Origin of the sequence: Pandoraea pnomenusa (assembly GCF_000767615.3) — a bacterium.
Lineage (GTDB): Bacteria > Pseudomonadota > Gammaproteobacteria > Burkholderiales > Burkholderiaceae > Pandoraea > Pandoraea pnomenusa.
Window position 1 is genome coordinate 3719771 of record NZ_CP009553.3, and the last position, 18238, is coordinate 3738008.

Genomic DNA, 18238 nt, shown 5'->3' on the forward strand with positions numbered 1-18238 from the left:
CCCATCATGATGGACCCGATGTTTGAGAAGGATTACGGCACCCCGCGCCGCGAATCGACGCAGGAAGTCACGCTGGAGATCGACGGCGAGCAGGTCACCGTGCCCGCCGGCACCTCGATCATGCGTGCCGCCGCCGAAGGCGGCGTCAACGTTCCGAAGCTGTGCGCCACCGACTCGCTCGAGCCGTTCGGCTCGTGCCGCCTGTGCCTCGTGGAAATCGAAGGCCGCCGCGGCTTCCCCGCGTCGTGCACCACGCCGGTCGAGCCCGGAATGAAGGTGCGCACGCAATCGCCGAAGCTCCAGGAATTGCGCAAGGGCGTGATGGAGCTGTACATCTCCGATCACCCGCTCGACTGTCTGACCTGCGCGGCCAACGGCGATTGCGAACTGCAGGACATGGCCGGCGTGACAGGCCTGCGCGAGGTGCGCTACGGCTTCGACGGCGCCAATCACTTCGACAGCGAGAAGGACGAGTCGAACCCCTACTTCACTTACGACGCCTCCAAGTGCATCGTCTGCAACCGCTGCGTGCGGGCCTGCGAAGAGACCCAGGGCACCTTCGCCCTGACAATCTCGGGTCGTGGCTTCGAAGCGCGCGTGTCGGCGGGTCAGGACCAGCCGTTCATGGAGTCGGAGTGCGTGTCGTGCGGCGCGTGCGTGGCCGCCTGCCCGACCGCCACACTCCAGGAAAAGTCCGTCATTCATCTCGGCCAGGCCGAGCACGCCAAGATCACGACCTGCGCCTATTGCGGCGTGGGCTGCTCGTTCAAGGCAGAAATGAAGGGCAATGAGGTCGTGCGCATGGTGCCGCACAAGGACGGTCAGGCCAATGAGGGCCACGCCTGCGTGAAAGGCCGCTTCGCCTGGGGCTACGCCACGCACAAGGACCGCATTCTCACGCCCAAGATTCGCAAGAAGATCACCGATCCGTGGCAGGAAGTGTCGTGGGACGAGGCACTCGACTACGCGGCGTCCGAATTCAAGCGCATTCAGGCCAAGTACGGCCGCGACTCCATCGGCGGCCTGGTGTCCTCGCGCTGCACGAACGAGGAGGACTACCTCGTGCAGAAGCTGGTGCGCGCGGCGTTCGGCAACAACAACGTCGACACCTGCGCACGCGTTTGTCACTCGCCCACCGGCTATGGCCTGAAGGCCACGTTGGGCGAGTCGGCCGGCACGCAGACATTCAAGTCCGTCGAGCATTCGGACGTGATCCTCGTGATGGGTGCAAACCCGACGGATGGTCACCCGGTATTCGGCTCGCGCATGAAGAAGCGTCTGCGTCAGGGCGCCAAGCTGATCGTGATCGACCCGCGTCGCATCGATCTGGTCCAAAGCCCGCACATCAAGGCCGACTACCATCTGCAACTGCGCCCCGGCACCAACGTGGCGATGATCAATGCCCTGGCGCACGTGATCGTCACCGAAGGGCTCATGGCCGACGAGTTCATCGCCGAGCGCTGCGAAGATCGCGCGTTCAACCAGTGGCGCGACTTCATTGCGCGCGCCGAGAATTCGCCCGAAGCCACCGAAGCGCATACCGGCGTGCCCGCGCATCTCGTGCGCGGCGCCGCACGCCTTTACGCCACCGGCGGCAACGCGGCGATCTACTACGGCCTCGGTGTGACCGAGCACGCGCAGGGGTCGACGACCGTGATCGGCATCGCCAACCTGGCCATGGCCACGGGTAACATCGGCCGCGAAGGCGTGGGCGTGAATCCGTTGCGCGGCCAGAACAACGTGCAGGGCTCGTGCGACATGGGCGCCTTCCCGCACGAATTGCCGGGCTATCGTCACGTGTCGGATTCGACCGCGCGGGCGCTGTTCGAGGCCGAATGGGGCGTCGAGCTGCAAGCCGAGCCGGGGCTGCGGATTCCGAACATGTTCGACGCCGCGCTCGCGGGCACCTTCATGGGCCTGTACTGCCAGGGCGAGGACATCGTGCAGTCCGACCCGAACACGCAACACGTCACGCACGCGCTCGAGCACATGGAGTGCATCGTCGTTCAGGACATCTTCCTGAACGAAACCGCCAAGTATGCGCACGTACTGCTGCCGGGCTCGTCGTTCCTCGAGAAGGACGGCACGTTCACCAACGCCGAGCGCCGCATCTCGCGCGTGCGTCAGGTCATGCCGCCTCGCGCCGGTTACGCCGACTGGGAAGTGACGATTCAGCTCGCCAAGCGCCTGGGCTACGAGATGAACTACTCGCACCCGTCGGAGATCATGGACGAGATCGCTCGCCTTACCCCCACGTTCACCGGCGTGAGCTACGAAAAGCTCGATCGCGTGGGCAGCGTCCAGTGGCCTTGCAACGAGAACGCGCCCGACGGCACACCCGTCATGCACATCGACGAGTTCGTGCGCGGCAAGGGCAAGTTCCTGATCACGCAGTACGTGCCGACCGACGAGAAAGTGACCAAGCGGTTCCCGTTGATCCTCACGACCGGCCGCATCCTGTCGCAGTACAACGTGGGGGCACAGACCCGCCGCACGGCCAACAACCACTGGCACGACGAGGACCGACTCGAGATCCATCCGCACGATGCCGAGGAGCGCGGCGTGAAAGACGGTGACTGGGTCGGGATCCAGAGCCGGGCGGGCGAGACGGTACTGCGCGCCGTGGTGAGCGACCGCATGCAGCCGGGCGTGGTGTACACGACGTTCCACTTCCCGGAATCGGGGGCGAACGTCATTACCACCGACAACTCCGACTGGGCGACGAATTGCCCCGAGTACAAGGTCACGGCGGTGCAGGTCTCGCCGGTAGCGCAGCCGTCGGAGTGGCAGCGCCAGTATTCGGACTTCAATCGCCAGCAGGAAGCGTTCCACGATCATGCGGTCGCGGCGGCGCAGGCCAGTACCAACTGAGGCGAGGGCCCGCCCGGCAGGAGGATGCCGGGCGGCGCGCGGACATGGACAATCCGCGTCCAATGCCGGCTGACGAAAGCGCCGGCGAGCCTCGCCGTCTATTGCCACAGACGGTGCGGCGGACGCGAGATTGGCCATCGGCCGCGTCGCGACGCACAGCACAAGCAACACCTGCCGGCATTGGCCGGTTCGCACCACTCGAACAGAGAACGATTTCAGGGGACAGAAACATCATGGACACCGACAACCTGGTCAAGATGGCCAATCAGATCGGGGACTTTTTCGAGACGATGCCCGATCGCACCGAAGCGCTCGAGAACATCGCCGGGCACCTGCGGCGCTTCTGGGCACCGCGCATGCGCATGACGATTCTCGAACACCTCGAAGCCACCGACGGTCACGGGATGCGTGAAATCGTCGTGGCCGCGATCAACGCGCATCGCGCCGAGCTTTGGCCGCGCGGCTGATGCCGACATCGAGACGGACTCGCAAAAGCCGGGCGGCGGGCGACGGCTCGCGCGCTCGTCGCGCCTGAGGCATCCGATGCACCCGATTCACCCGATTCACCCGATGCGGCCAATGCAACCGCTGCACCGGGCACTCCGGTTGCGGTAGGTGCCCTACGCGCCCAGCTTGATCAGAATCGCACCGCCCACGACGAGGCCGCATGCCACGACGCGACGGGCGTTGAGCTTTTCACGCAGGAACAACCAGCCCAGCAAGACCGCGAAGATCGCGCTCGATTCGCGCAACGCCGAGACCACACCCATCGGCAGGTATTGCAGCGCGAACACCACCATGCCGTAGGCGCACTGCGCCACGACACCCGCCCCGAGCGCTTCGCTCACCCGGCGCGGCGGCGCGAGCCACATGCCTCGCCATCCGCCCCGCAATCGCCAGACCGCCCCGACGAGTGGCACGCTCGCGAACAGATACGCCCACGCGATATAGCCGAAGCCGTTGCCGCTCGACAGACGCACACCGAATCCGTCGATGATCGTGTAGGTCGCGATGAACACGCCCGTGAGCAGGGCCGCCGGCACGCTGTCGCCCGAGAAGCGACGGCCGCGCAACGCCAGCGAGAGAATGCCCGAACAAATGCAGGCGATGCCCGCCACCGCCATCCAGGTCGGCCATTCCCCCGCGAGCAGCAGCGCCGCCCCCGAGATGAGCAGCGGCGAGATGCCGCGCGCGATCGGGTAGATCTGCCCGAACTCGCCGACCCGATACGCCCGGATCAGCGCCGCCGTGTAGGCCACCTGCGCGCACGCCGAGAGCACGATGAGCGGCCACACCTGCATCGGGGGCATGGGCAGCCAGCAGATGCCCACCACCGCCGCGATCAACTGGGGCACCGCCATCATGCCCACCTGCCAGAGACGATCGGGACTTGCGTGGAGAAATGCGTTCCAGGTGGCATGCATGAGTGCCGAGAGCAGCACCAGCAGCACGACGGGCGAAGTGGTCATGTCGATGGGAGGTGGCGGGAGCGTGTCGGAAAACGCGCGGCGGCGTAGCGCTCCGGCACGGGGGAAAACGGCCATTGTCGCAGCAGCCAAATTTTCGACATAGAGCCAACAGGGCGGATTCCCACGGAGCCAGACACCCGTGGAGGCCAGGGCACGCAAAAGTTGTCCACACCCTTTGTGGATAACCCACTGGATAACCTGCCACCACCTTTCCGGATGCCCCGTGAACAGGGGCTGTCAAGAGCCTTGCTCAAAAAACGATCAGCACTGGAACAAATATTAGGCTTGACGGTCTGCCCCCTCCCTGCTCAAGCGCCCTCCCCCTGGCTTGCCGACATATCGGCCTCCTGCTTAAGCATTCGGGACCGTTTTGTCGGACGCGGACGAGGCCGCGGGCCGCGATCCGCCGGCCGGCGACTGCGGCACGGCGCGCAATGCGGCAACGACCTGACTTTGGCCGAGCACGGCGTCCGGCGCCTGCTGCAATGCCAGACGATAGCGCTCGCCAAACTCGGCGTCGGCGTTGCGGAACAGCTTCGCGGCTTCGTCGGCGAGCGCGATGCCCGCGTCCGCAACGGGCGGCGTCTGCTCCATCCACTCGTCGATCGCGACGATCAGGCGTGAGAGCGGATCGAGCCAGCGGAACCACGGATCTTCCGTGAGCAACTGCACGAAACGCCCCGTCGGCACCGGTCCGAATACTGCTTCGTATTGCTGACGATCGTTGTCGATGAGCACCTTGTGTTGTGCAAGCAGCGCGCCGCGAAGCGTCTTCATCGCGGCAATCTGGGCGGCATCGGCCGGGAGGGTATCAATCGGTTCGGTCATCTCTCGCCCCTGGAGCGTCAGAAAGGTTAGGAAACGGAATTGGAAAGCGTCTTACACGCAGTTTAGGACTTAGCCCATAGCCAAGCGCCGTCAGGATCACGATACTACACGGGTCTCGCACACACCTCGCGAGGCCAGGCTTTCACTTCCCCGTGGGAGGCCTGCTTCCTCAGCCCGCCGACCCGGCGGGTTTTTTTTGCGCCTCGTCCACGCAAACGGCCCGGCGCCGCCATCCGCCTCATCCGGTCATGCCGATTCGTTTATCATCGGCACCGCCCTCACTCCGCTTATCGCCATGTCCACTGTCCTACGTATGCAAACCGTCGGTGTCATGGGTTCCGGCAAACAGCCGTGGATCGAGCTCGCCGCACCACTGGGCCGCGCCCTCGCGCTGGCCGGTTGTCACTTGCTGACCGGCGGCGGCCGGGGCGTGATGACGAGTGTGAGCGAAGCCTTCTGCGCGGTGCCGCAGCGCGCCGGACGCAGCATCGGCGTCGTGCCGACCGAGCCCACGGGCGACGACGGCACGTACCGGCCATTGCCCGGCTATCCGAATCCGTTCGTCGAAATTCCCATCGTGAGCCCGTTGCCACGCCATCAAACCAATGCGCCTGCGGGTACCCTCTCGCGCAATCACATCAACGTGCTCTCGAGCGACGTCATCGTCGCACTCCCGGGCGCGCACGGCACCCGCGACGAGGTCGGGCTCGCCGTTCGCTTCGGAAAACCCGTGATTCTCTTCGGGGATAACGCGCACTTCGCGGACATGCCGGCAATGCTCGTGCGAACGATGTCGCTCGATGCCGTGATGGCGTTTGTCAGAACGGCACGGTGAGCTTCGCGTCGATCGACTGGAAGCGGTAGGACCACCCGGGCGGGCCGGCCGACGAGGGCATCCATGGAGCGTTCAGGCGCTGCATGACCGACAGGTCGAGCTTCGACGTGCCAAGGTAGTGCGTGTGGCTCAGGCCCACCTCGGCGTAGCTGTCGTACGTGTGGATCGCGTTCGGATCCTCGGTGCGGCTGCGGTTGTAACGCAACTCGATCCCGGTCGTGCCATTGGAGGTGACATCGAACGCACGGCGCACGCGCCATTGCAACGTCTGCGTCTGTGTAGTGCCGGCGGCGATCTGGTCGGTGGCCGCATTGGTCGAGCCCCGGATTCCGACAGTCCAGTCCGAGTCGAGCGGCACGGAATAATTGGCCGTCAGATCGCGGTTCATGGCGTCGCGACGCGCGTTCTGCAAATCCTGACTCACCGTGGTATTGAACTGTCCGTACATGCCTAGCGGGTTTTTCATCAGCAGGTTCGCGGTGCCCTGCATCTTGCCCGTGGTGGTCATGCCGCTGTTGTTCACGCCGACGTTGAACTTGTAGGGCTGCTCGTTGAGCACCTGCAAACCGACAGCACCCTCCCCGCTCGTGCGACTGCGCGTCACGATCAACGGCAATTGCTCGTCGCGCACCACGAGTCCGCGACGCATGAGCATGCGGATGTTGCGGTTCGCGAGGCTCTCGTGGCGCGGCATGCCGCGCCAGCACGACGCGCGCGCGAGAAATGCGTTCGGCGGCGCGACGTCGGGCAGCGGTGCCGGCTCGGCCGCCGCCGCGGGAGCCGAAGCGGCGTCGATGTCCACGGCGGAAATCGCGGTACCGTCGGCACTCAACTCCGGCGCGACGGCGAAATCCGCGGCCGGCAGCGGTGGCGACGCCGGTATGGCCTGCGCGCCGCCATCTGCGAGCGCGGCGCCCGCGCCAACTTGCGCGTCCGCTGACGACGCATCGGCGGCCGATGCTGCCGACGCGGGTTGCGGCGCTTGGGCTATCGCATCCGCCGGCGCCGCGGAAGGGGCCGAAGACGTCGACCGGGAGGAAGCGGAAGCAGGTGTGCCCGTGGCGTCGGAGGTGGTGGAAGTGGTGGAAGCGGCGGCACGCGACGCCGCCTCGCGATCGACCGTGGCGGCGACGGCACCCGGGTCGGCGCCTGCGAACAGGGCAATCGGATCGGTGGCGGCGCCCGGGTCCGGTGTCACCGGCTCGGGTGGCGGCGGGGGCGGCACGAGATACTGAGGCGACAGGCCGCGATCCCACAATCCGTAGGACACGGCATTCCGCTCAGTGAAACACGGCGGATTGGGATCCGAAAACAAGGATTGTGCGTGCGCGCCCACCGGGAGTCCGGCAACCAGGCACGCGGCCAGCAGGAGGCGACTCCGCACGACCGGCTTTACCGACATTCGACACCTGAAAATCCCGCCCCACGCTGGCGCCGTCCCTCGGCGTTGTGCACCGGTTCCGACACGAGAGGCGATATAGCGACAAGCCGGTATTTTACGTCGATCGCCTATCGCCCCGCCAGCCAGAAAACATCAGAAATCGCCGGGAACTCTTTCTCCATATTGCCACTCATATCGCGTGACTTCCCCTGTAGTGATTTTTGCCCGCCCCGCGCGGGCATTTTTATTAAAAAAGCCCGGGAAATGATTCCCGGGCAATGGTCGATCGTCATGGAGGGACGATCGAGGGGGGCCGACGGGTGCCTCGCCAAGGTCGCGCGGCACCGAAATCTTCGGGACGTCGCCCGGCGCGGCTTACTTCTTCTTGCCGCCCTTGCTGCCGCCCGCCAGATACCGCTCGTTGTACTCATCCATGAGTTTGCGCACCGTCGCGCCGATCTGGATGTAGTCGGGCTCGTTCAGGTTGGCAAGCGACACGCGGCCCGACGGGTGGAGTGTGCCGAAGCCTCTCCCGGGCAGCAGCACGACGCCACTTTCCTTGGCGAGACGGAACAGCACCTCCGACGGATCGATCGTCTTCATGAACCAATCGACGAAGCCCTTGCTGTAGATCTTCGTGCCCAATACCTCGAGATCGAGAATGTTGTAGTAGTCGACTGCGTTCGGCCCTGTCTCCTCCGTGATGCCGGCCGCGCGATACATAACGGCCTTGCGCCGGCGGATGATGCGCTTGACGGCGTGCTTGTAGGCTTCCGGCTCGTCCATCAGGCAGAACAGCGAGAAGAGCGCCATCTGCACCTGCTGCGGCGTCGACAGTCCGGCGGTGTGGTTGAGCGCCACGGCGCGGCTGTCAGCCACCAGACGGTCGATGAACTTGAGCTTTTCGGGTTCGGTCGTGATCGATGAGTAGCGGGCGTTGAGGCCCTCGCGCTGCGCCTTGGGCAGCTTGGCGATCCTGTCGTCGAGCAGATTCTTCTCGTGGGTGGCGATCGCGCCCAGGCGCCAGCCCGTCGCACCGAAATACTTTGAATACGAGTAGACGAGAATGGTGTTGTAAGGCGCGATGGCGAACAGCGAGCGGAAGTCGTCTGCAAACGTGCCGTAAACGTCGTCGGTAAGGATGATGAGATCCGGGCGCTTCTTGACGATGCCGGCCAGATGTTCGAGCGAGGCGTCGTCGAGCTTGACCGACGGCGGGTTGCTCGGATTCACCAGGAAGAATGCCTTGATCTTCGGGTCGAGCAGCTTGTCGAGCTCCTTCTTCGAGTATTGCCAGCCCAGCGCCGGATCGGCGTTCAGGTTCACCTCGTGCAACTGATAGTCCGCCAACTCCGGAATCTCGATGTACGGCGTGAAGATCGGCATGCCCAGCGCGATGGCGTCGCCCGCCTGCAGCAGATGGTTCGTCTTGAGTGTGTTGAACAGGTACGTCATGGCCGCCGTGCCGCCTTCGACCGCGAACACGTCGAAGTTGCCCACGAACGGGTGCTTGCCGACCATCTCCCGGCGCAGGTATTTCGCGGCGATCTTCTCGGTGTTGCGAAGCATGCGGTCAGGCACCGGGTAGTTGCAGCCGAGAATGCCGTGCACCATCTCCGTGAGGAAGTCTTCGACGACGAGCCCCATCTGGTCGCGGACATACGAGATCGCCTTCTCGAGAAACTTCACGCCCGGCGCGTGCTGATTCTCGCGCGCGAAGTCCAGCCAACGGGCCTCGACGCCCTTGCCCGGCGGAATGCCGCCGACGCCTTCGGGCATGTAGGTGAACTGGCGCTGCGCCTCCGACAGCGCGAACAGGCCCAGTTGGAAGAAGCCGTGACGCGGTTCGAGCGCGAGGAAATTCGGGTTGCCGCGGCCGGCGTTCAGCATCGAGCGCTGCGCGCCGTTGTCCTGCGCGAGTTCGATCAGCGTGTCCTTGAATTCGAACGGGCTGAGTTTGGCGAGTGCGTCGAGTTCCTTCGATTTCATAGCAATTTCTCCATGAACAACCAGTAACAACCGATGACGAATCCGTCGCAAGGGCCTGACGCGTGCGTCAGGCCGGGGGAAGACGACGGACGATCCGGGCGAATGTCCTCACGGCATCCGGCCTTGGGCCCGCCGCTAGGCGAGCGACACGACCAGCGGTCCGAGCAGCGTGAGCAGCACGTTGGCAATGGCATACGTAATGGCGAACGGCACCGTCGGTATGTTGCTCTCGGCTTTGTCGAGAATCTCGCCGAAGGCGGGGTTCGCACTGCGCGACCCCGACAATGCGCCGGCCAGAATGGCGACGTTGTCGTAGCGCAGCACGTAGCGCCCGAACAGGTACGTGAGCAACAGCGGCACGATGGTGACGATGACGCCGGCGATAAAGATCGACACACCGCTTTGCTGCAGCGTCTGCCACGCCTGCGCGCCGGCGGAAAGCCCCACGCAGGTCACGAACGTGGCCAGACCTAGTTCCTTGAGCAACGAACTCGCCGCGAGCGGCATGGCGCCGAACGTCGGGTGCTTGCCGCGCAGCCATCCGAACACCAGCCCCGCGAGCAGCGCCCCACCACCGCTGCCGAGCGTGAGCGGAATACCGCCGACCTTGACGACGATGTAGCCGATGAGCAAACCGACCACGATGCCGATGCCCATGTACACATAGTCGGTCTTCACGGAATAGGCCACGGGATAGCCGGCCTCCTTCGCGGCGCGTTGCACGTCGCTGTCGGCGCCGTATAGGGTCACCACGTCGCCGTGGTACACAACGGTGTCGTCGAGCACGGGCACGGGCTGTCCCATGCGCATGATCTTCGCGATGTACACGCCGTGCTTGACGTCGCGCTCGACGCCCGCCTTGAGTTCGCCCAGCGTCTTGCCGTTGCCGCCCTTTCGGGCGAACACCACCTCCTGCATGCGCAGCGCGATATCGAGGTCCTGCGACGGGCGCTGCTCGTCGCCGAGCAGGCGCCACGCGTCGGTGGCGGCCTCGCGGCGCCCGATGAGCATCACGTCGTCGCCCGCCTCGAGCACCAGATCGTCGGTCGCGATGATGATCTTGCCCTTGCGCCGCAGGCGCTCGATGGTCACGCCGTCGGTCAGCTGCTTCTCGACGTCGATCACCCGCTTGCCCGCGCCGGTCGTCACCCGATACACGCGACCGACGAGCGCCGGCAGCGAATCGACCTGATCGGCCGACAGCACGGCACGTCCGCCGGCCATCGCGAGCTCGGCCTTCTTCGCGTCTTCCTTGAGCGTTCGGCCCATGAGCCTGGGCACAAGCGACGCGCACACAATGATCGCCCCCAGGCTGCCGAAGATGTACGTCACGGCGTAGCCGATGGCCACCTCCGACTGCAGCCGCTTGACTTCGTCGACCGACAGGCCGAGGCGCGAGATGGCATCGCCCGCCGTGCCGATGATGGCCGATTGCGTAAGTCCCCCCCCGGCCACGCCTGCGGCAAGCCCCTTGTCGAAGCCGAAGAGCTTCGCGCAGATGAGCACCGTGACGAGGCCCGACGCCGCGAGGAACACCGCCATGGCGATCTCGCGCAGCGTCTTGCGCGAGAGCGAGCTGAAGAACTGCGGGCCGCTCTCGTAGCCCACGGCGTAGATGAACAGCGCGAACATGATGCTCTTCACACCCGCGTCCACCGAAATGCCGATCTGGGAGACGACGACGGCCACCAGCAGCGAGCCGCCAACGCCTCCCAACTGGAACGAGCCGAATTTGATCGCCCCGATGGCGTACCCGAGGGCGAGCGACAGAAAGATCGCGACCTCCGGGACATGATTGAGAATCGAATGTACTAGTTCCACCGCAGAACCTCCGTCAAGAAATGGGGGCGGCGCGCGGCGCGCCCCGGATCGTGTCCGTGAGGCCGTCGTTTGCCGATGAATTCTTGCGTCCTTCCCTGCTTGCCCCGCACACCGGGATGCGTTGTCGAGGCTTGAACCGTGCGACGTGGCCGACGATCAACGCGCGAACTGATGGGCCACGAATACCACCGCCGGCCCCATGAGCGGCAGCAGCACATTCGACAGTGCATAGGTCACCGTGTATCCCACCACCGGCAATGCGCTGTCCGCCGTTTGCACCACCGCGCTGATCGCGGGCGTGCTCGCCTGCTGACCCGCAATCGCACCGATCAGAATCGGCCCGTCGATGCGCAGCAGCTTGTGGCCGACCCAGAGCGACACCAGCGCGGGCACGAGCGACACGCAGATCCCGATGACCGGCAACGCCAGCCCGTGCTCGCGCAGCAATACGGCCGCCTGGGGTCCGGCCGACAAGCCGACGCACACCACGAAGACGGCCAGACCGAGATCCTTGAGCAATTCGTACGCTGCCGGCGGAAACGTACCCCATGTCGGACGCCGCGAGAGCAGCCAGCCACTGGCCAGTCCGCTGAGCAACGCGCCCCCGCCCGAGCCAAGGGTCATCGGAACACCGCCGATGCGCACCGACAGATGGCCGATGCACAGGCCCACGATCAACGCGAGCCCCACGAACACGAGACTCGTCTTGTTACCGTGCGGCACCGGCTTGCCGAGCACCTCGCCAGCGCGCTCGACATCGCTTTGCAGCCCCTGCAGCGTCACGACGTCGCCAATCTGCAGCGCGATCTTTCCGAGCGAGGGCAATTGCAGGCCCATGCGCTTCACGGACTTGACGAAGACGCCGTGGCGCACCTCCAGCGGCGCTTCGCGGCGCAATTCGGCGACCGTACGTCCCTCGGCGGCCTTGTTCGTCATGACATAGTCGCGCTCGACGAGCACGATCTCGTTGGTCTGCGTACCCGCCACTTCCGGGCCCACGAGCGCATGCGCTTCGAGCATGGCGTCGCGGCGCCCGACGAGAAGCAGTTCGTCGTCCACCTCCAGCACGAGCGGCTGGGCGACCGCCACCGCCGACGCGGCGCGCCACACGCGCTCGACCGCCACCCGCCCTTCGAACGCGCCTTCGACGGCCGCCACGGTCAGGCCGGGATGCGCGACGCGATAGCTGCGCCCCACCAGATCGGGAGCGGCAGGCGCCCCGAGCGTGTCGCCGTTGTCCTCGTCCATCTCGCGCGCGAGCCGCGCGCTGTCCTGCTTGAGATCGATACCCAGCAACTTCGGCGCCAGCAAATTGGTGAAGAGCACGATCGTGATCAGACCGAAAACGTAGGTAAGCGTGTAGGCCGTCACCACGTTCGCCTGCCAGGTGCTGAAATTGTCCGGCGCGAGGCCGAGGCGGTTGAGCGCTTCGATGGCCGTGCCCACCATCGCCGACTCGGTCGCGGCACCCGCCGCGAGACCGCCGGCCGTGCCCGGATCGAGCCCCAGCACCTTCACCGCGATCATCACGATGCCGAACACGAACACCACTTCGATTATGGAGAGCACGCCGAAGCGCAGCCCGCGCAGGTTCAGGTTCTCCACGAACTGAGGCCCGGCGGAAAAACCCATCGCGAAAATGAAAAGGGCGAATGCAAAATCCTTGAGCGACCCCTCTGCCATGCAGCCGGTCTGCCCGACAAGCAGCGCAACGAGCAACGCACCGCACACGCCACCGAGCTGAATCGGGCCAAGCCTGATGCGTCCGAGCCACTGGCCCAGCACCACACAGACGAACACGGTGATCAACGGCACGGCATCGAACAGCGGAATCGAACACTGCATACAGGCTCCTGCCTAAGGTGCACGATGAATCCCCGGGGGATCCACAACCGACGATACGACGAGCTTCGCAACGCAACCGGCTCACACCGGGCTTCCTGGTGCGGGTCGGGTCAGGGAAAATTCAGAAGACGACAGATCCCATGTCGCGCGACATGCGGATCGAGACAGCAGACCGGTATCTCCGGCCTAACCAGCTTGAGCATTGCACCTCGGCGTGAATCCGCCGGGCAATGTTGTGGGAACCACGAGATACCGGGAGACGAGGCGTATCCGGCAAAGGACACTTCGGTCAAAGCGTACGACGTTCATAGCGGATCCCAAGACGTTGAGACAACCCGATAATCGATGACGCTCGCCCCCTCCCGGAAGCCTTCAGGCGATACACCTCCAGTCACATGCGACGCATTGCAGTACTTTGCGCACATGCGCGATTCGCGCAACGGAACACATCAGTAATAAAAATTACGCGATCTGCGACTGTTCCGCGTTTCGTGGCGACGCGGTGTCGGCATAGTGTTGTTCAACGCTCTGGACGTGTCAATATGTTTCGCGTAACAAGCGCGCCGCGTGCGTGTCGATTGCTGTACGCATCGCGTTGAATTGGAATACTGACTAATATTCGTGCCCCCATAGGACCGCGCCGAGATGTCGATGAAGTCGATGAAGTCGCGGCACAGCGGTATCGGAAAGTTCGGTCGGCGGTCCGGGGGCGTCGTCCGCGAGGGTGAAAACGCTTCAAACAGGCGACTGACTGCGACGCCCTGTCACAGCCTTGTCACGCACGCATCGAATGCGCGTCGGAAGCCAGCGGGAGGCACATCATTCGGGTGCGCGAATTTCGTGGATCGTGCCCGGGCCCCAGCCGCTGCGATCCCACTTGCCCTCACGCAACGTCCATTGATGCTCGCCGGTTTCTTCCCAGTGCGGGGCGGTGTAGCGCATGCCGGGACGCCTGGCTTCCATGTGACCGTCGACCCAGTCGTAGCGGCCGTCTTTCCATTGCCAATACCCCGGCACCCAGAACTGCCCTTTCGGTGCGGCGGGGGGATTCTCGAAGCGCGGCGGCGGCGGGCCTCGCTGCAACGTGACATCGGCGAGCACGGGCAGGCTCGCCAGACACAATACGACAGCCAGCGCGTGGCGACGATGCACGCGTGACGTCGCGGCGCGCAGGACGCGTGTCGACAATGTCTGGAACGAGGAGCGCAGGGGGAACACGGTAGACAGGGTAGACGCGGGGGACGCTGTGGATGCAGAGGCGGACGAAGACGCACACACGGTGGGGAGCGACGCAGACGACATACGCACACGGTCAATGATGGCGAGGAAGTTATGCATTGTACCGCCCGGACTTTATAATCGGGCGCACGCACAACCTGCCGCCGCGCGCGGCTTCCGACGGGGCCGCCATGAACGGTCGCCGCACCGACATCCCATGAACCCTGCCCCCGCGGCCGCCGGTCACCGGCAATTGCTTCGCCTGGCGCTGCCGATCGTGCTCGCCAACCTCACCCAGCCCCTGCTTTCGGCCGTCGACACGGCGGTCGCCGGTCATCTGCCGGGGCCGGCCTATCTGGGCGGCGTTGCGCTCGGGGCACTGCTGCTGAACCTGATCTTCTGGGGCTTCTCGTTTCTGCGCATGGGCACCACCGGCCTCGCCGCGCAGGCATTCGGCGCACGCGACGCCCAGGGACTGCGCGACACCCTCGCCCGCGCGCTGGCGCTCGCGTTCCTCATCGGCGCGGCGCTGCTCCTGCTGCGTCATCCGCTCGTATCGCTCGGCGTGTCGTGGCTCGGCGGCAGCGAGCAGGTCCAGTCGCTCGCACGCGAATATGCGAGCATCCGCATCGTCGCCGCACCGCTCGCCCTGGGCAACTACGTCGTGCTCGGCTACCTGCTGGCGTGCCAGCGCGTGCGCCAGGGCCTGGCAGTGCAGGTATTTATCAATCTGGTGAACGTCGCGGCCGTGCTGGTCCTGGTGCGCGGCTTCGATCAGGGCGTGGCAGGCATTGCCACGGCCACGGCGCTGGCCGATGTCCTGGGCTTCGCCCTGGGCGCCTGGTTGCTGTGGCGCTCGCGCACGCCCGGACTGGCGCCGCTGCGCCTGGCCACGCTCACGGAGCGCAGCGCCCTGTGGCGTCTGTTGCGCCTGAATGTCGATATCTTCCTGCGAACGCTGTTCCTGCAACTGGCGTTCGCCTGGTTCGCCCGGGTCGGCGCCCGGCTCGGCGACACCACCCTGGCGGCCAACGCCCTGTTGCTGAACTTCCAGACGTTCATGGCCTACGGTCTCGACGGCTTCGCGCATGCGGCCGAAGCGCTGGTCGGCGCCTACGTGGGCGCGCGCGAACGACAGGCATTGCTGCACGCGATCCGGCTGTCGCTGGGTTGGGCGCTGGCGTGCGCGAGCGGTTTCGCACTGGTCTATGCCGTAGCGGGCGGTGCGATCATCGACGCCCTCACCGACCAACCGGTGCTGCGCGAGACCGCGCGCGAATTCCTGCCGTGGGCCGTGCTCTCGCCGATCGTCGCCGTGTGGTGCTTTCAGCTCGACGGCGTGTTCATCGGTGCGACCCGAACCCGCGAGCTGCTCACTTCGTCGCTGGTCGGCTTGCTGGTGTTCGGTGCGGTCATGCCTTTCACGCTCGACGTCTGGGGCAATCACGGCCTGTGGGTCGCGCTCATGGCGTTTCTCGCCACGCGCGGCATCGTGCTCGGCGCGCTGCTGCCGCGCATCTGGCGCGGCCTGCCGCATCGGTCCGCCTGACCGGTCGCAATGCCGCAAGCACGCGCGGCGCCTGCCTTGGCGCGGCGGGGTGGCGTCGGCTGCGGAGTCAGTCGACGCCAATGCACGCCAGTGCGGCGGCGTGCAAGTCCGCGTTGGCCGCGGCGAGCACGCGCCCCTGCGAGGTGAGCGTGAGCGGCTTGCCGTCCCAGTCGGTGATCACGCCGCCGGCCGCCTCGATGACGGGTGCCACGGCCAGATAGTCGTAAGTTTGCAGCCCCGCCTCCATGACCAACTCGATGTGCCCGCTGGCGAGCAGACCATAGGCGTAGCAATCGCCTCCGAAACGGCGCCGACTGACCGCCTTCGTCAACCGCTCGAAGCGCGCGTATTCGGCGGCATCGAAAATGTCGGGCGACGTGGCGTACACGGTCGCATCGGCAAGCGTCCGGACCGGACTGGTGGTGCACACCTCGCCACCGAACCGGGCTTCGCACAGCCCCGCTGCGGCATCGTTGATGCCGATCCAGCGCTCCCCCGTTGCCGGAATGTCGATCACGCCGACGACCGGCTTGCCGCGGTGCAGCAGCGCGAGCAGCGTGCCCCACAATGGGTGGCCGGTAATGAAACTGCGCGTGCCGTCGATCGGGTCGACCGACCAAACGTACTCCGCATCGAGCCCGGTCTTGCCGAACTCCTCGCCCCAGATGCCGTGCGACGGATAGCGCGCCGCGATCCTGTCGCGAAGCGCGGTCTCGACCTCGCGGTCGGCGATCGTGACCGGACTCTCGTCCGCTTTGTCGTCCACGGCAAGACGACGGCGGAACCAACCCAGCGACAGCGGCCGCACGGCGTCGGCGAGCGAGGCGGCAAACGCCGCATATTCGGCGACGGCAGGGGTGGCGGGGGCGGACGACATACACGATTCTCCTGCTGGGAAGCCACGCAAGGCGGCAACAATGGGAAACGTTCCGTAAAACGTTCGATCAAGCGCGATCATACGCGCGTGTGGATGCGTCATTCTGCACCCGACGTATGACAAGCGCCCGAATCTGGTGCAAATTTGCTATGCTCGCGGCCTGATTCCGGGGGTGCCAGGCCCCGCTTGACCTCATCTCACAGGATTCCCATGCTTTCCGGTCGCGGCGTCATGCTCTCTGTCTCGGCGTCGGTCATGTTTTCGATCATGCCGGCGCTCGTTGCGCAGTTGGCGCCCCTGTCCGGGCTGGACGTTTTCGCCTGGCGCATCCTGCTCACGCTGCCGGGCACGCTGGTCATCGTGGCCGCGCTGCGCCGCACGAACGTGCTGGCCAGCACGTTTTCCCACGTCTTGCATCGCCCCGGCCTGCTTGGCGCCGTGCTGCTTTGCGCCGCCATGCTGAGCGTCCAGTTGTGGCTTTTCGTCTGGGCGCCGCTGCAGCAACGCATGCTGGACGTCTCCCTGGGCTACTTCCTCTTGCCGCTGACCATGGTGCTGGCGGGCCGCACCGTCTACCAGGAACGGCTCTCACCGCTACAGACGGCCGCGGTCATTGCCGCCGCGCTGGGCGTCGCCCACGAACTCTGGGCAACGCGCGCCTTGTCCTGGGTCACCGCGCTCATCATGTTCGGCTATCCGCCATATTTCATGCTGCGCCGCCGCTTGCGACTCGACGCGCTGAGCGCGTTCATCATGGAGTTGCTCGCCATGACGCCCGTGGCCGCGGTCGTGCTGTGGCAGGCATGGCCGGACAATGCGCGGGTGATCGCCGAGCCGCGCTTCTGGTTCTGGCTGCCCGCGCTCGGGCTGCTCAGTGCCAGTGCCCTCGCGAGCACGCTGGCCGCCGCGCGCATGCTGCCCATCGGGGTGTACGGCATTCTCAGCTACGTGGAACCGGTGCTGCTGTTCGCCGTTTCCGTCTTCCTGTTGGGAGAGCCTTTCACCGAACGCGGCCTATGGACGTATGCCCCCATCTGGGTCGGCGTGGCATTGATCGTCTTCGACAGCCTGCGCACGCTGCGCCGCCAGCGCATCGTCGGCGCCTTTGGGAAATCGCCGCCGTCGGCCTGACCCGGGGGACCGGCGATCCGGCGATCCGACGATCCGCCGCCGTACCGGGAAGCCGGCGCGGCGAAGGCCGCCGGTGGCCCGGCGTGCAATGCCGAATCGCCGCGTTATACTCGCGAGAGCTTGTAAGACGACCCTTATGAAAAATCTCGCCAAGATCGCCATTCTGCTGTCCCCGGGGCTTCTCGCCGTCACCCTGTCCGCTTGCGGCTCGTCTGCGCCGCTGTTCACTTCGGACGGTCGTCCGACCCAGCAAATCCAGTGCTCGGCCACCGTGGCCGGCGATTGCGACCAGCGCGCGCGTACCCAATGCCAGCAAAAGGGCTACGACGTGCTTACGCGCGACGTGAGCGGCGGCGTGGCCAATATCGTGATTGCCTGCCAGCCGGGCTGATGCCGATCGTGGGCGCGCCATCACCCGGCGCCG

15 protein-coding genes are annotated in these 18238 nt (G+C 65.6%); 6 read left to right on the forward strand and 9 right to left on the reverse strand.

Annotation, left to right across the window (positions count from 1 at the left end; genetic code table 11):
- Positions 1 to 6: 6 nt before the first annotated feature.
- Together fdhF and LV28_RS40700 are read left to right on the forward strand one after the other, a co-directional pair.
- Positions 7 to 2871: a formate dehydrogenase subunit alpha gene (gene fdhF, locus LV28_RS40695; RefSeq protein WP_023596928.1), complete on the forward strand. Its 2865-nt coding sequence runs from the start codon at positions 7 to 9 to the stop codon at positions 2869 to 2871.
- 233 nt (positions 2872 to 3104) lie between these two features.
- A complete protein-coding gene (locus LV28_RS40700) occupies positions 3105 to 3338 on the forward strand; it encodes a formate dehydrogenase subunit delta (RefSeq protein WP_023596929.1) in 234 nt (77 codons plus the stop codon).
- A gap of 153 nt (positions 3339 to 3491) precedes the next feature.
- On the opposite strand, the gene LV28_RS40705 is transcribed toward LV28_RS40700, so the two are convergent.
- Both LV28_RS40705 and LV28_RS40710 read right to left on the reverse strand, forming a co-directional pair.
- The gene (locus LV28_RS40705) at positions 3492 to 4340 is read right to left on the reverse strand and encodes an EamA family transporter (RefSeq protein WP_023873583.1); all 849 of its coding nucleotides are present in this window, start codon (positions 4338 to 4340) and stop codon (positions 3492 to 3494) included.
- A 351-nt stretch (positions 4341 to 4691) separates the two neighbouring features.
- Positions 4692 to 5168, reverse strand: a complete 477-nt coding sequence (locus LV28_RS40710; protein WP_023596931.1) for a hypothetical protein — start codon at positions 5166 to 5168, stop codon at positions 4692 to 4694.
- A gap of 331 nt (positions 5169 to 5499) precedes the next feature.
- On the opposite strand from LV28_RS40710, the gene LV28_RS40715 reads away from it, so the two are divergent.
- The gene (locus LV28_RS40715) at positions 5500 to 6003 is read left to right on the forward strand and encodes an SLOG cluster 4 domain-containing protein (RefSeq protein WP_081326917.1); all 504 of its coding nucleotides are present in this window, start codon (positions 5500 to 5502) and stop codon (positions 6001 to 6003) included.
- Here LV28_RS40715 and LV28_RS40720 read toward each other — a convergent pair.
- From LV28_RS40720 to LV28_RS40740, 6 genes are all read right to left on the reverse strand, one after another.
- Positions 5987 to 7273, reverse strand: coding sequence for a ShlB/FhaC/HecB family hemolysin secretion/activation protein (locus LV28_RS40720; protein ID WP_144347384.1), 1287 nt, complete (start codon positions 7271 to 7273; stop codon positions 5987 to 5989). The two genes, LV28_RS40715 and LV28_RS40720, sit on opposite strands and share 17 nt — an antisense overlap.
- Positions 7274 to 7512: 239 nt before the next feature.
- Positions 7513 to 7677 (reverse strand): hypothetical protein, encoded by a 165-nt coding sequence (locus tag LV28_RS48840; protein WP_155252878.1) that lies wholly within the window; start codon positions 7675 to 7677, stop codon positions 7513 to 7515.
- An 82-nt stretch (positions 7678 to 7759) separates the two neighbouring features.
- Entirely contained in the window at positions 7760 to 9373 is a 1614-nt protein-coding gene (locus tag LV28_RS40725) for a bifunctional aspartate transaminase/aspartate 4-decarboxylase (protein ID WP_038620496.1), read from the reverse strand.
- A 135-nt stretch (positions 9374 to 9508) separates the two neighbouring features.
- Entirely contained in the window at positions 9509 to 11194 is a 1686-nt protein-coding gene (gene aspT, locus LV28_RS40730) for an aspartate-alanine antiporter (RefSeq protein WP_038620493.1), read from the reverse strand.
- A gap of 156 nt (positions 11195 to 11350) precedes the next feature.
- Entirely contained in the window at positions 11351 to 13039 is a 1689-nt protein-coding gene (gene aspT / locus LV28_RS40735; RefSeq protein ID WP_038620491.1) for an aspartate-alanine antiporter, read from the reverse strand.
- An 819-nt stretch (positions 13040 to 13858) separates the two neighbouring features.
- A complete protein-coding gene (locus tag LV28_RS40740) occupies positions 13859 to 14191 on the reverse strand; it encodes a YXWGXW repeat-containing protein (RefSeq protein ID WP_063599102.1) in 333 nt (110 codons plus the stop codon).
- Between the two features lie 283 nt (positions 14192 to 14474).
- On the opposite strand from LV28_RS40740, the gene LV28_RS40745 reads away from it, so the two are divergent.
- Complete coding sequence (locus LV28_RS40745; RefSeq protein WP_023596938.1) at positions 14475 to 15806, forward strand: MATE family efflux transporter; 1332 nt, start codon at positions 14475 to 14477, stop codon at positions 15804 to 15806.
- A gap of 67 nt (positions 15807 to 15873) precedes the next feature.
- On the opposite strand, the gene hisN is transcribed toward LV28_RS40745, so the two are convergent.
- Complete coding sequence (hisN, locus tag LV28_RS40750; protein ID WP_038620488.1) at positions 15874 to 16683, reverse strand: histidinol-phosphatase; 810 nt, start codon at positions 16681 to 16683, stop codon at positions 15874 to 15876.
- A 210-nt stretch (positions 16684 to 16893) separates the two neighbouring features.
- Here hisN and rarD point away from each other — a divergent pair, with 210 nt between their 5' ends.
- Together rarD and LV28_RS40760 are read left to right on the forward strand one after the other, a co-directional pair.
- A complete protein-coding gene (gene rarD, locus LV28_RS40755) occupies positions 16894 to 17814 on the forward strand; it encodes an EamA family transporter RarD (RefSeq protein ID WP_038620485.1) in 921 nt (306 codons plus the stop codon).
- A gap of 136 nt (positions 17815 to 17950) precedes the next feature.
- Positions 17951 to 18205, forward strand: coding sequence for a hypothetical protein (locus tag LV28_RS40760; RefSeq protein ID WP_023596941.1), 255 nt, complete (start codon positions 17951 to 17953; stop codon positions 18203 to 18205).
- The last annotated feature ends 33 nt before the right edge of the window (positions 18206 to 18238 follow it).

Excerpts from the sequence above, each read along its gene's own strand:
- fdhF (WP_023596928.1), top strand. The coding sequence starts at position 7 with ATGATGGACCCGATGTTTGAGAAGGATTACGGCACCCCGCGCCGCGAA.
- LV28_RS40700 (WP_023596929.1), top strand. The coding sequence starts at position 3,105 with ATGGACACCGACAACCTGGTCAAGATGGCCAATCAGATCGGGGACTTT.
- LV28_RS40705 (WP_023873583.1), bottom strand. The coding sequence starts at position 4,340 with ATGACCACTTCGCCCGTCGTGCTGCTGGTGCTGCTCTCGGCACTCATG.
- LV28_RS40710 (WP_023596931.1), bottom strand. The coding sequence starts at position 5,168 with ATGACCGAACCGATTGATACCCTCCCGGCCGATGCCGCCCAGATTGCC.
- LV28_RS40715 (WP_081326917.1), top strand. The coding sequence starts at position 5,500 with ATGGGTTCCGGCAAACAGCCGTGGATCGAGCTCGCCGCACCACTGGGC.
- LV28_RS48840 (WP_155252878.1), bottom strand. The coding sequence starts at position 7,677 with ATGACGATCGACCATTGCCCGGGAATCATTTCCCGGGCTTTTTTAATA.
- LV28_RS40725 (WP_038620496.1), bottom strand. The coding sequence starts at position 9,373 with ATGAAATCGAAGGAACTCGACGCACTCGCCAAACTCAGCCCGTTCGAA.
- aspT (WP_038620491.1), bottom strand. The coding sequence starts at position 13,039 with ATGCAGTGTTCGATTCCGCTGTTCGATGCCGTGCCGTTGATCACCGTG.
- LV28_RS40745 (WP_023596938.1), top strand. The coding sequence starts at position 14,475 with ATGAACCCTGCCCCCGCGGCCGCCGGTCACCGGCAATTGCTTCGCCTG.
- hisN (WP_038620488.1), bottom strand. The coding sequence starts at position 16,683 with ATGTCGTCCGCCCCCGCCACCCCTGCCGTCGCCGAATATGCGGCGTTT.
- rarD (WP_038620485.1), top strand. The coding sequence starts at position 16,894 with ATGCTTTCCGGTCGCGGCGTCATGCTCTCTGTCTCGGCGTCGGTCATG.
- LV28_RS40760 (WP_023596941.1), top strand. The coding sequence starts at position 17,951 with ATGAAAAATCTCGCCAAGATCGCCATTCTGCTGTCCCCGGGGCTTCTC.